Here is a 15,457-nt window from a genome sequence, read left to right on the forward strand (position 1 = left end):
CATTCCTAAGTGCTATTTCGTGTCGGTCAAGCTTGACGGCTTGCTTCTACTGTATCTTCAAAAGTAGTCAGCCCCGTTCGCGGTGCGCACACCAGAACGGCCATGTTCCCGGGCTTGTGCTCGTTGCGAAGCATTTTGGTGTGTGCCTGAGGGATCTCATTCCAAGGGAACACTTCGGACATACATGGGTCCAGACGACGCTCGCACATCAGCTTGTTAGCCGCGGAGGCTTGCTTCAGATGCGCAAAGTGGGATCCTTGAACGCGCTTTTGATGCATCCACAGGTAGCGGGCGTCCATCGTCAGGTTGTACCCTGTCGTGCCAGCGCAGATGACGACCATACCACCCTTTTTCACGACAAACACAGAGACCGGCATAGTGGCTTCGCCCGGATGCTCGAACACCATGTCGACATTGTTGCCCTTGCCGGTGATGTCCCAAATCGCCTTGCCGAATTTACGAACTTCGCCGAACCACTCTTTGTATTCCGGGGTATTCACGGTGGGCATTTGTCCCCAGCAGTTAAAATCTTTTCGGTTCAACACGCCTTTGGCGCCCAACCCCATCACGAAGTCACGCTTGTCCTCATCCGAGATCACGCCGATGGCGTTTGCGCCAGCCGTGTTGGCCAATTGCACCGCGAAAGAGCCAAGGCCGCCAGATGCGCCCCAGATCAATACGTTTTGGCCGGGCTTCAGCTCATGCGGGTGGTGGCCGAACAGCATACGGTATGCAGTAGCCAGCGTCAGCGTGTAGCACGCGCTTTCTTCCCAGCTCAGGTGTGCGGGACGTGGCATAAGCTGTTGCGCTTGGACACGGGTAAACTGTGCGAAAGAGCCGTCCGGCGTCTCGTAGCCCCAAATCCTTTGACTTGAGGAGAACATCGGATCGCCGCCGTTACATTCTTCGTCGTCACCATCGTCTTGGTTGCAATGCACGACAACTTCGTCGCCCACTTTCCAGCGCTTAACCTTGTCACCGACGGCCCAGATAATACCCGCAGCATCAGACCCTGCGATGTGGTAGTCGGCTTTGTGCACGTCGAACGGGCTGATCGGAACACCTAACCCCGCCCAAACGCCGTTGTAGTTCACGCCTGCGGCCATGACCAAGACCAGGACTTCGCGGTCGCCAATGGTTGGCGTCTCGACTACTTCGTTCTGAAAGCTGTCTTCGGGTTCACCATGACGCTCGCGACGAATGGCCCACGCATACATCTGAGACGGGACGTGGCCCATCGGGGGAATCTCACCCAGCTCGTAAAGATCTTTTTTCTCGGCGCTGTAGTCCATCATATCGTCCTGCGTATCTAGAGCCATAACCGGCGCTCCTCATCTTAGTCAGTGCCGCGACGCAGAATCAAATGCTGCGCCGCCAATAAGGCAGAGATACAAACACGAAAGTAACAATACAACCCGAAAGTTGTCTTTTTTGTAATTTTATGTCGCGACTAAATGCTGAAGGGAGGCGGCATAGTAGGCAATGACCTCGGGGGCCTTGTCGCTTACTTCAACAAATCCTCCTGACAGATGAATCAGTCCACGAACTTCCAACATCCGCAAAGCCTCCTTTACCGCACGTGTGCAGGTCGCCTCGCCAGTTTCACTCGGCATGCAGACCTCCCTACGCGCCGCGCGGAACCGCTCGAGATCTTCCTCGAAAAGCAGTTCAAGTTTCGCGCGTTCAATTTTGCCACCAGCCGCTTGAATATGGCGACACACCAGTGGCACAGGCAAAATTGGAACCACGGCGCTGACACGCTTCATTAGCTCGACCCCTAACAACTCCGTAGTTTGCTTGGGGTTACTGGCTATAAACTCCCTCAGCGAAACTGGGCTGCCAAACGCAACTGCAGCAAAACCCAAGCGATGGAATTTTCCCGTGAGCCGTTGCCACAAATGCCGTCCAATGTATCGCGCCACATGGCTGATCCGGAACCTGAACTTCGCCGTTTTGTCACCAGCCGCAGCCACCAATACTCGGTCTTCGAGCACACGGTCGTAGTTCATCCCGACCGGCACAAACACGACGTCCCGAGTGCTGTCGGGCTTAAATCCATCGACGATATAGCTGATCAACCCAAGCTTGGGCTTCCCCAACGCACCCGTCCTAGACAGGCCACCCTCGGGGAACACCGCCTGCGCGACGCCTTCTTTGGTCGAGAGCTGGACATAACGCGCCAAGACACGCCGGTAGAGTGGGTTCAGTGATTTGCGCCGGATAAAGTAGCCACCCATCATCTTGATCAAAGGGCGCAGCGGCCAAGCCCGCGCCCATTCGCCAACGGCATAGGATAAGGCGCTGTCGCGGGCGGCCAGATAGGTCACCAGTATATAGTCCATGTTGGAGCGATGGTTCATGATATAGACAACCGTCGCCTCCGGATCGATTGCGGCCATCGCACCACTGCGCGGGTTGACCACCCTAACGCGGTAGAGCGTCCGCGACATCCATTTGGCGACCCGTGTGCCCAGCCCAAAATACACCGTGGCACTGAAGGACGGCACAATCTCGCGGGCATATCGCTCCGCAGTCTCGAACGCCACGTTGTCTGGTACGCCCATCTCGTCGGCATAATCATTGACCGCCCGAATGACGTCTGGATCATACAACACGTTCTGGATCATGTCGTGACGCCGCGCCAGTTTGAACGGCTGGATTGGCCGCGCCAATTTGGAGTTCAGCCGTGCAACAACCCGTTCGGCCCGACGCCGGAAGAACCAGCGAACAGAGGGAAACAAGAGATGCGAGGCTGCGGTTACTGCAGCCAGCAAACCGATCAAGACCAAAGCCCAGACGGGCAACTCCACAGTGGTGAACATTATGATAGCCTCAATTCACCGCCTCGGACATGCTTTCGGACACCATGCGCAGTGGATCCTGATTGACGGCTATTATACCCCGACGCGGCCTGTCGAGGTCGATGATCACGAAAACCAGCGCTACAATCAAAAACATCATTGCATATATGGGGAAGCCCGCCTTCACCAATGTCAGCCCCGAACTGTAGCCCAGAATACTTCCCAGCAAAACAAAAGTGGCAAACATCAAGAACAAAACGGGCTCCGGCACATGGCGCTCGATTGCGGCGTCACGAGAGCCAAGAGAGTCGATCATATCGTTCAACGAACCGGCGAAGCTGACAGCCGCAGGGCCACCCACTTCTTGAACTTCAATGCCGGCGATGGTCCAAAGCTTGGCAAATATCTCTTCTGCGGCACTTACTAACCCATCACGGCGCTCCAAGTCGCTCGCTGGCACCCGCCCTGCCTCGAAGCGGGTTAGGCCATAGCGACTCAACAGGGCTTTGGCTTCGTTTTGCCGTGACTCACTTAAAAAATCTGCACGCAGCCAAGCCGTGCCGATGGCATTGGCCTCGTCCACGACAGCCCGAGACCGATCATCATAGCGCTTCAACGCCAGAGAAAATGTGAAACCAAGCAACAAGGCCAAAAGACCCAGAAGTGACCCCTGCACCGCCCCGACTTGAGACTTGCTTTCATCATTGTGGTGCAAGCTACCGCTCTTGCCGATGATGCGCCCAACACGCATCGCGACACCCATCGCCACCAAAAGCACCACAGCAATAACAAACGAATTAACGTCATACATGATTTCACTCGACCCCATTATGCGTGGCTCCTTGCTCTCGTCAGAGCTGCGTCCAGCCCTTATGTCACAGATCACGACACCGATAGATGAAAAGCGTGGTAAGGCAACAGATTTGGCTATAAATTCTGCATTGCAGCGAATTGACATTGGTATAAAGTTCCAAGTATCAATCCTTCAACGCAAGAATATTACCGCACGCGATTCACACGAGGCCCCTATGTCCGACCTGCCCAACACGCCGCAAAAAGACCGCCCATGGTTGTTCCGCACCTATGCGGGCCACTCGACCGCCAAGGCGTCCAACGCGCTTTATCGCGGCAATTTGGCGAAGGGTCAGACCGGGCTTTCGGTGGCCTTCGATCTGCCCACGCAGACCGGCTACGATAGCGACCACATTCTGGCGAAAGGTGAAGTCGGCAAGGTTGGCGTGCCGGTGGCCCATTTGGGCGATATGCGCACCTTGTTCAACGACATCCCGCTGGACCAGATGAACACCTCCATGACGATCAACGCGACGGCCCCTTGGTTGCTGGCGCTTTATATCGCAGCGGCCGAGGAGCAAGGCGCGGATATATCCGCCCTGCAAGGCACGGTGCAAAACGACATCATCAAGGAATACCTGTCGCGCGGCACTTACATTTGCCCGCCGAAACCCTCGTTGCGGATGATCACCGACGTCGCCGCCTACACCCGCCAGCACCTGCCCAAGTGGAACCCGATGAACGTCTGTTCCTATCACTTGCAAGAAGCCGGCGCGACGCCGGAGCAGGAGTTGGCCTTCGCTTTGGCCACCGCCACGGCCGTGTTGGACGACCTGCAAGGCAAAGTCCCTGCCGAGCATTTCCCCGCTATGGTCGGCCGCATCTCCTTCTTCGTGAACGCAGGCATCCGCTTCGTCACCGAGATGTGCAAAATGCGCGCTTTCGTGGACCTCTGGGACGAAATCACCCGTGATCGCTACGGCGTCGAAGACCCCAAGTTTCGCCGCTTCCGCTACGGCGTGCAGGTGAACTCGCTGGGTTTGACGGAGCAGCAGCCTGAAAACAACGTCTACCGCATCCTGATCGAGATGCTGGCCGTCACACTGTCGAAAAACGCCCGCGCCCGCGCCGTTCAGCTTCCCGCTTGGAACGAAGCCCTTGGCCTGCCCCGCCCTTGGGACCAGCAATGGTCCTTGCGGATGCAGCAGATCATGGCGTTCGAGACCGACCTGCTGGAATACGATGACCTGTTCGACGGCAACCCAGCCGTGGACCGCAAAGTCGAAGCCCTGAAAGAAGGCGCGCGCGCGGAGTTGGCGACCATCGACAGCATGGGCGGGGCCAACGAGACGATTGAATACATGAAGTCCCGATTGGTCGAGGCCAATGCCGAGCGCTTGGGCGGCATCGAATCCGGCGAGACCACAGTTGTTGGCGTGAACAAGTTTCAACAGCACGAGGAAAGCCCGCTGACCGCAGGTGACGAAGCCATAATGGTCGCCGATAAAGACGCCGAAGCCGACCAGATCGCACGTCTGGACGCTTGGCGCTCCACTCGGGACAACACTGACGTTGAGACCGCCTTGGCGAAGGTGCGAACTGCGGCACAGGACGGCACCAACATTATGATCCCGACCATCGAGGCTGCCAAGGCTGGTGCCACGACGGGCGAATGGGGCGACGTGATCCGTCAGGCATTTGGCCAATATCGCGGCCCCACAGGCGTCTCGCGCAACCCATCCAACCGCACCGAAGGGCTGGACGAAATCCGCGAGCAGGTGGACGTGGTGTCCACCAAGCTGGGCCGCCGCCTCAAGTTCCTTGTGGGCAAGCCGGGCCTTGACGGTCACTCCAACGGCGCCGAGCAAATCGCCGCCCGCGCCCGCGATTGCGGCATGGACATCAGCTATGAAGGCATCCGCCTGACGCCTGACGAGATCGTTGAGGCGGCACTAAAGGACGAGGCGCATGTGGTGGGCCTGTCGATCCTGTCCGGCTCCCACATTCCGCTGATCGAAGACCTCATGGGTAAAATGCACGCCGCTGGCCTTGGGCATATTCCCGTCGTCGTTGGCGGCATTATCCCAGAGGATGACGCGCAGCGCCTGCGCGCGATGGGCGTGGCCAAGGTCTACACCCCGAAAGACTTCGAGCTGAATCGCATCATGGTTGATCTGGTCGCCTTGGTGGATCCGGCGGGCATCGCAGCGGAGTAATCCCCTACTTGAACATGGCAGCGGGCTAGGCCAAAGTCCGCTTTCGAGAAATTGCGACCAAAGGTATTTGGCAATGAGCGATACTGCTGTGAACCCGCGCCGTCCTGCGCGCGAGTGGGTCCCTATTCTTAAAGAGTATCGCGAGCCGTCGCTCGCCCGGTCCATTTGGGAACTGACAACGACTTTTGTCCCCTATGTCACCTTATGGACCATCGCTTGGTGGTCCTTGGCCGCCGGGCTGTACTGGGTCACCGTCCCTGCGGTCATCCTGACCGGCATGTTGATGATGCGCATGTTCGCGATCCAGCATGACACGGGGCATGGCGCGATCTTCAAGTCTTGGGCCGCCAACCGCTGGCTGGGCCGTTGCCTTGGGGTGATCTGCATCGCCCCCGCCGCCGTCTGGGCCAAGAAACACGATGTCCACCACGCCACCCACGGCAATCTAGACCGCCGCGAGATGGGCGATCTGCTGACACTGACTGTGGCCGAATACAACGCCAAAGGGCCGTTCGCAAAGTCGCTCTACCGGTTGTATCGCAACCCGTATTTCCTGCTCGCTTTCGGGCCGTTCTATTCCTTCTTTCTGGAATACCGCCTGCCCGTGCGCCTTATGAAGCACCGCGAGTATTGGATCAGCGCCATGGGCACCAACCTGTCCATCGCGATCGTGCTTAGCACAATCTACTATTTCGGCGGCTGGGGTCCGATCCTGTATATCTTCGTGCCCTCCACCTTGATCGGGGCGTTCTGCGGCGTCTGGGTGTTCTACATCCAGCACCAATTTGAAGGCGTCGAATGGGATCACCAAGGCAACTGGTCGGTGCACGATTCCGCGCTCTATGGCTCCAGCTACTACGTGCTGCCGGGCTGGCTGAACTGGTTCAGCTGCAACGTTGGCATTCACCATGTCCACCACCTCTACTCCCGTATCGCCTTCTATCGCCTGCCCGAGGTCCTGCGCGACCACCCGGAACTGGCCGGAACCAACCGCGTGACGTTCCGCGACAGTCTCAAATGCATGAAACTGAAGCTCTGGGACGAGGATACCCGCCGCATGGTTGGTTTCGCAGAGGCGGATGCGAAAGCCGTGCAAGGGGCGCTCGCGCCGGCGGAATAGGGCTGATATACGGGACGGGAACAAGCCTCAAAGGAGCCCGCCCCATGACCATCCATATCGGAGCCAAATCTGGCGACATCGCCGAAACCGTTCTGCTTCCGGGTGATCCCTACCGTGCCAAATGGGCGGCGGAGACGTTCCTAGAAGACGCCAAACTAATCAACGAAGTGCGTGGCATGTTGGGCTTCACCGGCATGTGGAAAGGCAACCGCGTCACCATCCAAGGCTCCGGCATGGGGATGCCGTCCCTGTCGATTTACGCCAACGAGTTGATCAAGGACTACAATGCGCAAACGCTGATCCGCATCGGATCATGCGGCGGGATGCAGGACAAAGTCGCCGTGCGTGATGTAATTTTGGCCACGACGTCCTCGACCCTGTCGACCCCATCGCGCGGCATTTTCAAAGAGCTGCAATTCGCCCCAACTTGCGACTGGGGCTTGCTCCACCGCGCCTTCCATGCTGCCGAAAGTCGCGGCGTGCCGACCCATGTGGGCGGCATCTATTCAGCGGATGTGTTCTATGACGAACGCCCCGATCTGAATGAACAAATGACCCGCCACGGCATCCTTGCCGTCGAGATGGAAGCCGCCGAGCTTTACACTCTGGCGTCTCGCTACGACCGCCGTGCGTTGGCCGTTCTGACCGTATCAGATCACCTAATTACCGGCGAAGCACTGCCAGCAGAAGACCGCGAAAAGAGCTTCGGTGATATGGTGGAAATCGCGTTGGAAGCTGCGTTCGCATGAAGGCCCGCCAACTTGGAAAAGGCGGCCCAATGGTCGGTGCCGTCGGCCTTGGCTGCATGAGCTTTGCCGGATTTTACGGCGAAACGGATCTCGCAACGTCCCATGACACACTAGACGCCGCCCGCGATCACGGCGTCGACTTCCTCGACACGGCCCTGCTTTACGGGATGGGCAAGTCGGAGGAGGTCATCGGTAGCTATCTGAAAGCCAACCCCGAACACGGCTTCAAAATCGCTACAAAAGGCGGGATTGAAACCAAACCAACCCGTCATTTTGATAATTCAGAACCCAGCTTGCGCCGCGCGTTGGAGAGTTCCCTCAAACGTCTCGGGGTTGACTACGTTGACCTGTATTACATCCATCGCCGCGAAGCGGATCGCCCGATTGAGGACGTCACCCAAACACTGGCGAAGTTCATCAAGGAGGGTAAAATTGGTGGTATCGGCTATTCCGAAATTGCACCAAATTCCTTGCGCCGCGCCCATGCGGTGCATCCCGTCATGGCGGTACAAAGTGAATACTCGCTTTGGACTCGTCAGCCGGAAATGGGTATGATTCAAACCTGCGCAGAGCTTGACGTGGCCTTCGTTCCTTTTTCCCCGGTCGCGCGTGGCATGTTTGCTGACACCTTCCCAGAACCTGAAACGTTTGCCGACACCGATTTCCGCAAAGCACAACCGCGATTCATGGGCGAAAACTTCACCGCCAACTGCGCCAAACTCGACCGTTTCCGCGATTTTTGCACGTCCCGTGGATGGAGCCCAGCTGGTGCCGCAATCGCTTGGACGCTAGATCAAGGCGACCACCTGATCCCTATTCCCGGCACCCGCAGTCGCGCGCATTTGGAGCAGCTTGTGGATGGCGACGCTATCGAGTTCACCGATGAGGACCGCGCCGAGATCGACCGCATCCTGCCCATCGGCTGGGCGCATGGGGATCGGTATTCAGACGCGCAAATCGTCGGAGTGGAGCGGTATTGCTGAACAATCGCCTAATTTTTGGCTGATTTGGCTGATTTAACACGCTCCGAAAGGGGCGAAAGACCATGCGGATTACCTATCTCGACCATTTGCGCGCCGTTTGCATGGTGTTCGTCGTGGTTCTGCATGCCTATTACCTGATCGACTACACCCCCGCTGCGCCCTTTGCCGTGTTCATTTACAACTTCTGCATGGGCACTTTCTTCATCATTTCCGGTTACGTGATGGCGGCAACGCTGCCCCACGGGCCAATCTGGCCGCATCTCAAGGACCGGTTGCGCCGTCTTGCTTGGCCGCTGGCGACTGGTTTGCTTTTGGTCAACCCACTGACATTAGCCATAATCCACAAAGGATTTTCCGCGGACTGGGCACAAGACGTCCTAACACGAACCATTTCAGGACGATTATTCGTACACCTGTGGTTCCTGTTCAGTCTAATGGGTTTCATCATTGCGGTGCCTTTAATCCTGCGTGCCCTGCGCTCCGCCGCGTGGCTGCGCGTTACAAGCGTCCACGTTCCACCTGCCTATATTGCGACGTCAATCACTCTTGTCGTGGTCGCCGTACAAATGCTTGTCGCGGCGACAGTTGGTCTTGATTTACCCGTACCTTTCGACGGCTTCACGAAATACGCGTGGGCTTACGTCGCGGGTCTCGCGCTGTTCCAGCACCCTAAAGCGTGGGCGGCCGTTCACAATCCTGGCCCCCTGCCTTTCGCAATCGCCGGGCTTTTCTGGCTTGCCATGGTCGACGGATGGTCCACGCCGGGCACGACGCTGCACCATGCGCTTCACGCCGCGCGTATCGCCTCCAGCACTGCTGCAATCAGTTTCGCCCTGCTTTGGGCCTTCCGTAGGTTTTTCAATCGCACAACGCCCATTTGGTCATTCATCTCCCAAGGGGCGTTGACGACCTACATCCTGCAATGGCTAACCCTTCATGCACTGTTGTTCCCCCTGACGGCGCTAGGGCTGCAAGGTGGTGCATTGTTTACCGCACTCATCGTGTGCACGTTGGCGATCAAGCTCCCACTGCATCATTTTCTCGTGATGCGCGTGCCGATTCTCTCGCTGTTATTGAACGGGAATCCGGTTAAATCCGCTAAGAATTGCCGCATTGTAGCGAAACCCGCCCGCGGAACGTTTTTTTCACGCCCCGCCTCTTCGCGGCACCAAAGTTGAAAAACCCCAACGAGAACAGCGGCTAAGCCACAAAACACGCCAAAAACCCCGCATTTTTACCTGTTGCCCAGATTTTGCCACACATTGCTTTTGATTAACATAACGTTAATCTGGCGGGGTTTGGTATGTTTGGAAGGATTACCTATGTTTAAATACCTATCTACGGCTGCAGTCATTCTAGCGACTTCAACAGCCGCCAACGCTGTTCCCGTTGACCTAGAGCTATCACTTTTGGTTGATGTATCGGGCAGCGTAAACACCTCCGAGTTCAATCTCCAACGCGATGGTTATGTCAACGCATTCAACAACTCCGCTCTCTTTAATGATGCGATCTCCAAAGGCGCCATCGGCTCTATTGCCGTGAACTTGGTGTACTGGTCGACTACTGCAGTTGAGAGTGTCGCTTGGACGCTGATCGATAGCGTAGCCTCGTCACAGGCCTTTGCTTCGGCCATCAGCGCAGTGTCTCGCCCTAGCTTGGGTGGCAGCACAGGTATCGGCAATGCGATTGCATTTGCGGATCCGCTCTTTGACGGCAATGGCTTTGAGGCCACACGCAACGTCATGGACGTCTCGGGTGACGGCGGCAACAACACCGGCACTCTGCCAGGGACCGCAAGTGCTGCGTTCTGTGGCTCCGCAGGTGACAATGCCATCAATGGCATTACCATCGGCACCGACGCAGGTGTTGTAGCTGAATACGCGAATAACGTAGTCTGCGGGACGGGAAGCTTCGCTATCGCAGCGACCTCGTTTGACACCTTCGGCGCAGCTATTAACAAAAAGCTGATTGCTGAAATCACCAACAATCCACCTACCGTTCCAGTTCCAGCAGCCGGTTGGCTCCTGATCGCAGGTCTGGGTGGTCTGGGTGCTATGAAGCGCCGTAAAAAATCCGCTTAAGCTCAGCTTAAGTGCAAAGAAGGCCCCATGCTTACGCGTGGGGCCTTTTCTTTTTTCAAATGCTAAGCATTAAACCCGACGCTCGACCATCATATGCTTGATCTCGGCAATCGCCTTCGCAGGGTTCAATCCCTTAGGGCAGGTCTTTGCACAGTTCATGATCGTGTGGCAGCGGTATAGCTTGAACGGATCTTCCAACTCGTCCAAACGCTCACCCGTGGCCTCGTCACGGCTGTCGATGATCCAGCGATACGCATGCAGCAACGCTGCTGGCCCAAGGTAGCGGTCGCCGTTCCACCAGTAAGACGGGCACGACGTCGAGCAACACGCGCACATCACACATTCATACAAACCGTCCAACTTGGTGCGGTCTTCGATAGACTGACGCCATTCTTTCTTGGGGCGGTTAGTCTTGGTCTCAAGCCACGGCATAATTGACGCGTGCTGCGCGTAGAAATGCGTCAGGTCTGGGATCAAATCCTTCACTACCGGCAGGTGCGGCAGCGGATAGATTTTCACATCACCGGTAATCTCGTCCATGCCGTAGATACAGGCCAGCGTATTGATCCCGTCAATGTTCATCGCGCAGGAACCGCAGATGCCTTCCCGACAAGAGCGGCGGAAGGTCAGCGTCGGATCAATCTCGTTCTTGATTTTGATCAGCGCATCCAGAACCATCGGCCCGCATTTGTCCATGTCGACAAAGTAAGTATCGACCGAAGGGTTCTTCCCGTCATCGGGGTTCCAGCGGTAAATCTGGAACTTGCGCACGTTGTTCGCGCCCTCGGGCTTCGGCCACGTCTTGCCGCCCATAATTTTCGAGTTCTTGGGAAGGGTCAGTTGAACCATGTCATGCCTCCTTCGGCGCAGAGAAGTTTTCGAGTGTCCCGCCCGCGACAAAGTGGTCAAGCAGGCGCGCACGCGTTGCTGGTGAGCTGGAGTTGATCGTAGCCACCTCTTGTTTGGTGAGGACTCGGCGTTGATATCCCAGCCTGCGTAAGCATCGGTCCACCCCCCCTGCCTCACCGCTATATCGAATGTTTCGTTCATTTGACGCGACGATGATGGGGCCGACTAGGATTCCACCCAACAAAACACCCGCAACATAGCTGCCCACCACCGCATTCTGCCCACCTTGCGGTGCGTTCGGCAAGCAGGTTGCAAACGCATTTCGGGCGGAAGCGAGGTTCTTGCCCGATTGCGCGGGAACAGCCGGGCCCTTGGCACCTGCACACGCGCTAAGCGTCATAACGGCCAAAATTGCTAGTTTTTTCATCCACAATCTCTCTATTCGTCTATTTTAATAACGGCGCGAGGCCGTCCTTCAAAAGGCATTCTACAGTTTCAGGTCGGGTAGCGATTTCGATCACCAGTTGGGTTTCTTCAGGGCCAAGCCCTGTAACGCCAGCGCGCGCCAGCTTGATAATCTCGCCTGCTGAGGCGTTGTCAATCACACAGTCCGTTGCGGGCTCCAACGGAACACCAGGAAAACGCTGCGCCAAAACAGGGCGCACGGTGTCCTTGGCTTCCTTGCGGGCCAACTGATCCGCGAGGCCGTCTTCACCGCATGCGCTTAGGCCGATAAGCGCGGCCAGTGCCGGTATAAGAATTAGTTTCATGCGTCCCACCTTGTGAACAATACATCCATATGGCGCGGCTGGGCCTTCTTGCCCGCATGTGCCGCCATTGCCAGCACATCGCGGAACTCAAGGCCCGCTTTGGCTAGTTCCGCAATCACCGCGGATGGAGGCGCCACACCTTTGAAGCGGTGCGTCACCGACATCTCCAGAATAACGAAATCGCAGCGCGTCAAGGTCTCTGTGCCGCCTTTCAGCACTTCAAACTCGAACCCTTCGGTGTCGATCTTCAAACCCAAACGACCGGGCAAATCCGCCGCCAGCATGTCGAGCGTGATCACCGGCACCTCGCGCTTGGCCACGTCAGAAAAGCTGCATGCCAGTTTATCCGTGCGTTCTTTCAGGCTGGCCATAGCCCCGCCTTTGCCAGGTTCGGTCTCTGGCACGGACAGCAGGGCTTTGCCTTGCTCCGCCCCCAACGCAACAGCGCGGAAATCGAAACTTTTGGGCGACACGCCTGCCTTCACCGCCGCCTCGCATTCCGCTTGCGGATCTACCAGTACAAAATGCGCATCGGGGAAGCTGCGGTAGAGCCATGGCGTGCCGTCATGCACACCCACGTCGATCACGAAGTCCGGTGTAAACTCGTAGGCCTTCAGGTAAGGCGGGCGCGTTTTGATCGGGTGAAGGGTAAACCCCTCGTCCCTTGCCGCGCGGCGTATGTCGGCAAAATTGCTCAGAGCGACACCCCGTTCGCCGTCATGCAGGCCAACGTGCCATCGCGCGTCATGATCTCGGAGATCAGGCCAGTGCTTGCGGCGTCCAACGCATCCAGTTCGGACAACAGTTGCAGCTCTTCGGTGGTGGTGTTCAGCGCACCGCAATTTGTAGCCGCCGCTTGGGCCGCTGGCGAAAGCTCCGGTGAAACATCTGCCACAAACCGTGCGATGCTTTGCTCTTGTGCTTGGGTCGGCGCATCCAAAACAGGCGCACCACAGGCCGCGAGGGCCATCAAAATTGCGAATTTCTTCATGTCTTCGCCCCGATTGTGATCCCGAATGTCGTGGGCTCAGGTTTCCCGTTCACCTTGCGGTCAACACATGCGGCAAACGCAGCATCCGCCGATTGCGGGCGGAACACCTTGTCCGTCACGGTGATCGACCCACGGGCCTTGCCGCCACCGGTCCCGACACCCACGCCGATATTGCCCTGAACGCCGTCAGCCAGCCCCACCTCTTTACGGCACATCTCAGCCGCCCGTTCCGGCGAAACCGGAACAGGGGCACAAGCTGCCAACATCACAAAGGGGACCAGCCAGCGCATTAGTAGACGCGGGCTTTCGGTGCGATTTTTTTCAGATCGATACCGCCTTCGTCCTTGGTGGTCAGTGGGTCCAGATGCACGCCGCGCGTGCTTAGCTTCACCTTATTGCCGTCGACATGGGCCAGCGAGTGCACACGCCATTTCTTGTCGTCACGATCCGGATAATCCTCATGGGCATGCGCCCCGCGGCTTTCCTTACGCGCTTCGGCCGCGACGATGGTGGCCATCGCGTTTGGCATCAGGTTCGCCAGTTCCAGCGTTTCCATCAAGTCCGAGTTCCAAACCAGCGAGCGGTCGGTGACGTTCAAATCATCCATCTTCGCTGCAACAGCCGTCATCTTCTTGACGCCTTCTGCCAGCGTTTTGTCAGTGCGGAACACGGCGGCGTCTTCCTGCATGGTCTTTTGCATCTCCAGGCGAAGCTCGGCTGTCGAGGTTGACCCTTTCGCATTGCGGAAGCTGTCGAACCGGTCAATGGCGGCGTCGATGGACTTCTGCGGCATTTCGGGGTTCGGCGCCCCCGGTGTGACGATCTCGGCAGCGCGGATCGCAGCCGCACGGCCAAACACTACAAGGTCGATCAACGAATTCGAGCCAAGACGGTTCGCCCCGTGAACAGACGCACAACCCGCCTCGCCCACGGCCATCAGGCCCGGTGCAATAGCTTCGGAGTCGCCCTTCGTCGGGTTCAGCACCTCGCCCCAATAGTTCGTCGGGATGCCACCCATGTTGTAGTGCACGGTCGGCAGAACCGGAATTGGCTCTTTGTGCAGGTCAACGCCCGCAAAGATACGTGCACTTTCCGAGATACCCGGCAGACGCAGCGCCAAAGTCTCTGGCGGCAAGTGGTTGAGGTGCAGGTGGATGTGGTCTTTGTTCTCGCCTACACCACGGCCTTCGCGGATTTCCATGGTCATGCAACGCGACACCACATCGCGCGACGCAAGGTCTTTATAGGTCGGCGCATAGCGCTCCATGAACCGCTCGCCCTCGGAGTTGGTCAGATAGCCACCTTCCCCGCGTGCGCCCTCGGTGATCAGGCAGCCTGCGCCGTAGATGCCGGTTGGGTGAAATTGTACGAACTCCATGTCCTGCAAAGGCAGGCCCGCGCGGGCCACCATGCCACCACCGTCACCCGTACAGGTGTGGGCAGACGTGGCCGAGAAGTATGCGCGGCCATAGCCGCCCGTGGCCAACACAACCATCTTAGCGCTGAACAGGTGCAGCGTGCCGTCGTCCAGCTTCCAGCACATAACGCCGGTGCAGACACCTTCGTCGTTCATGATCAGGTCGGTGGCGAAGTATTCGATGTAGAATTCCGCGTTATTCTTCAGCGACTGGCCATAAAGCGTGTGCAAAATGGCGTGGCCGGTCCGGTCAGCCGCCGCGCAGGTGCGCTGCACGGGCGGGCCTTCGCCAAACTCAGTCGTGTGACCACCAAACGGCCGCTGGTAAATCTTGCCCTCTTCGGTGCGCGAGAACGGAACGCCGTAATGCTCCAACTCGTAGACCGCTTTGGGGGCCTCACGCGCCAGATATTCCATCGCATCGGTGTCGCCCAGCCAGTCAGAGCCTTTGACAGTGTCATACATATGCCACTGCCAGTTATCCGGCCCCATATTCGACAGCGACGCGGCGATGCCGCCCTGTGCTGCGACCGTGTGGGAGCGTGTCGGGAAAACCTTGGTTACACAAGCGGTGCGCAGGCCTTGCTCGGCCATGCCCAAAGTCGCGCGCAGACCAGCGCCACCGGCACCAACCACAACAACGTCATATTCGTGAGTTTCGTATTCGTAAGCAGCCATGTCTTTGGGG

16 protein-coding genes are annotated in these 15,457 nt (G+C 57.6%); 6 read left to right on the top strand and 10 right to left on the bottom strand.

Annotated elements, in window-relative coordinates; all coding sequences use genetic code 11:
- Positions 1 to 26: 26 nt before the first annotated feature.
- The 3 genes from ccrA to BCF46_RS07920 form a co-directional block, all read right to left on the bottom strand.
- Positions 27 to 1,319 (bottom strand): crotonyl-CoA carboxylase/reductase, encoded by a 1,293-nt coding sequence (gene ccrA, locus BCF46_RS07910; RefSeq protein ID WP_121023161.1) that lies wholly within the window; start codon positions 1,317 to 1,319, stop codon positions 27 to 29.
- 120 nt (positions 1,320 to 1,439) lie between these two features.
- Positions 1,440 to 2,822, bottom strand: coding sequence for a 1-acyl-sn-glycerol-3-phosphate acyltransferase (locus tag BCF46_RS07915; protein WP_121023162.1), 1,383 nt, complete (start codon positions 2,820 to 2,822; stop codon positions 1,440 to 1,442).
- A gap of 10 nt (positions 2,823 to 2,832) precedes the next feature.
- The gene (locus BCF46_RS07920; protein ID WP_121023163.1) at positions 2,833 to 3,630 is read right to left on the bottom strand and encodes a bestrophin-like domain; all 798 of its coding nucleotides are present in this window, start codon (positions 3,628 to 3,630) and stop codon (positions 2,833 to 2,835) included.
- Positions 3,631 to 3,829: 199 nt separating this feature from the next.
- Between BCF46_RS07920 and BCF46_RS07925 the strand changes: the two genes are divergently transcribed.
- The 6 genes from BCF46_RS07925 to BCF46_RS07950 all read left to right on the top strand — a co-directional run bounded on the left by BCF46_RS07925 (position 3,830) and on the right by BCF46_RS07950 (position 10,742).
- The gene (locus BCF46_RS07925; RefSeq protein ID WP_121023298.1) at positions 3,830 to 5,809 is read left to right on the top strand and encodes a protein meaA; all 1,980 of its coding nucleotides are present in this window, start codon (positions 3,830 to 3,832) and stop codon (positions 5,807 to 5,809) included.
- Between the two features lie 73 nt (positions 5,810 to 5,882).
- Entirely contained in the window at positions 5,883 to 6,929 is a 1,047-nt protein-coding gene (locus BCF46_RS07930) for a fatty acid desaturase family protein (RefSeq protein ID WP_121023164.1), read from the top strand.
- A 44-nt stretch (positions 6,930 to 6,973) separates the two neighbouring features.
- Complete coding sequence (gene deoD / locus BCF46_RS07935; protein ID WP_121023165.1) at positions 6,974 to 7,678, top strand: purine-nucleoside phosphorylase; 705 nt, start codon at positions 6,974 to 6,976, stop codon at positions 7,676 to 7,678.
- Positions 7,675 to 8,661, top strand: a complete 987-nt coding sequence (locus tag BCF46_RS07940; RefSeq protein ID WP_121023166.1) for an aldo/keto reductase — start codon at positions 7,675 to 7,677, stop codon at positions 8,659 to 8,661. The genes deoD and BCF46_RS07940 overlap by 4 nt, the downstream gene beginning before the upstream one ends.
- A gap of 62 nt (positions 8,662 to 8,723) precedes the next feature.
- Positions 8,724 to 9,839, top strand: a complete 1,116-nt coding sequence (locus tag BCF46_RS07945) for an acyltransferase family protein (protein WP_121023167.1) — start codon at positions 8,724 to 8,726, stop codon at positions 9,837 to 9,839.
- Between the two features lie 144 nt (positions 9,840 to 9,983).
- Positions 9,984 to 10,742, top strand: a complete 759-nt coding sequence (locus tag BCF46_RS07950; protein ID WP_121023168.1) for a DUF1194 domain-containing protein — start codon at positions 9,984 to 9,986, stop codon at positions 10,740 to 10,742.
- 69 nt (positions 10,743 to 10,811) lie between these two features.
- Here the strand turns inward: BCF46_RS07950 and BCF46_RS07955 are convergent, their stop codons facing one another.
- From BCF46_RS07955 to sdhA, 7 genes are all read right to left on the bottom strand, one after another.
- A complete protein-coding gene (locus BCF46_RS07955; protein WP_121023169.1) occupies positions 10,812 to 11,591 on the bottom strand; it encodes a succinate dehydrogenase iron-sulfur subunit in 780 nt (259 codons plus the stop codon).
- A 1-nt stretch (position 11,592) separates the two neighbouring features.
- Positions 11,593 to 12,018, bottom strand: coding sequence for a hypothetical protein (locus BCF46_RS07960; RefSeq protein ID WP_245989897.1), 426 nt, complete (start codon positions 12,016 to 12,018; stop codon positions 11,593 to 11,595).
- A gap of 19 nt (positions 12,019 to 12,037) precedes the next feature.
- Positions 12,038 to 12,361 carry a succinate dehydrogenase gene (locus BCF46_RS07965; protein ID WP_121023170.1) on the bottom strand — a complete coding sequence of 108 codons (324 nt, stop codon included), beginning with the start codon at positions 12,359 to 12,361 and terminating at the stop codon, positions 12,038 to 12,040.
- On the bottom strand, positions 12,358 to 12,948 hold the full coding sequence (locus BCF46_RS19760; protein WP_170157886.1) for an FkbM family methyltransferase: 591 nt from the start codon (positions 12,946 to 12,948) through the stop codon (positions 12,358 to 12,360). The genes BCF46_RS07965 and BCF46_RS19760 overlap by 4 nt, the downstream gene beginning before the upstream one ends.
- A 107-nt stretch (positions 12,949 to 13,055) precedes the next feature.
- On the bottom strand, positions 13,056 to 13,352 hold the full coding sequence (locus BCF46_RS19765) for a hypothetical protein (protein ID WP_170157887.1): 297 nt from the start codon (positions 13,350 to 13,352) through the stop codon (positions 13,056 to 13,058).
- Positions 13,349 to 13,642, bottom strand: coding sequence for a hypothetical protein (locus BCF46_RS07975; RefSeq protein ID WP_121023172.1), 294 nt, complete (start codon positions 13,640 to 13,642; stop codon positions 13,349 to 13,351). Before BCF46_RS07975 ends, BCF46_RS19765 begins: the two co-directional genes overlap by 4 nt.
- Positions 13,642 to 15,447, bottom strand: coding sequence for a succinate dehydrogenase flavoprotein subunit (gene sdhA, locus BCF46_RS07980; RefSeq protein ID WP_121023173.1), 1,806 nt, complete (start codon positions 15,445 to 15,447; stop codon positions 13,642 to 13,644). The genes BCF46_RS07975 and sdhA overlap by 1 nt, the downstream gene beginning before the upstream one ends.
- Positions 15,448 to 15,457: the final 10 nt, after the last annotated feature.

The sequence above is a fragment of the Litoreibacter meonggei genome (genome assembly GCF_003663885.1).
Classification (GTDB): domain Bacteria; phylum Pseudomonadota; class Alphaproteobacteria; order Rhodobacterales; family Rhodobacteraceae; genus Litoreibacter; species Litoreibacter meonggei.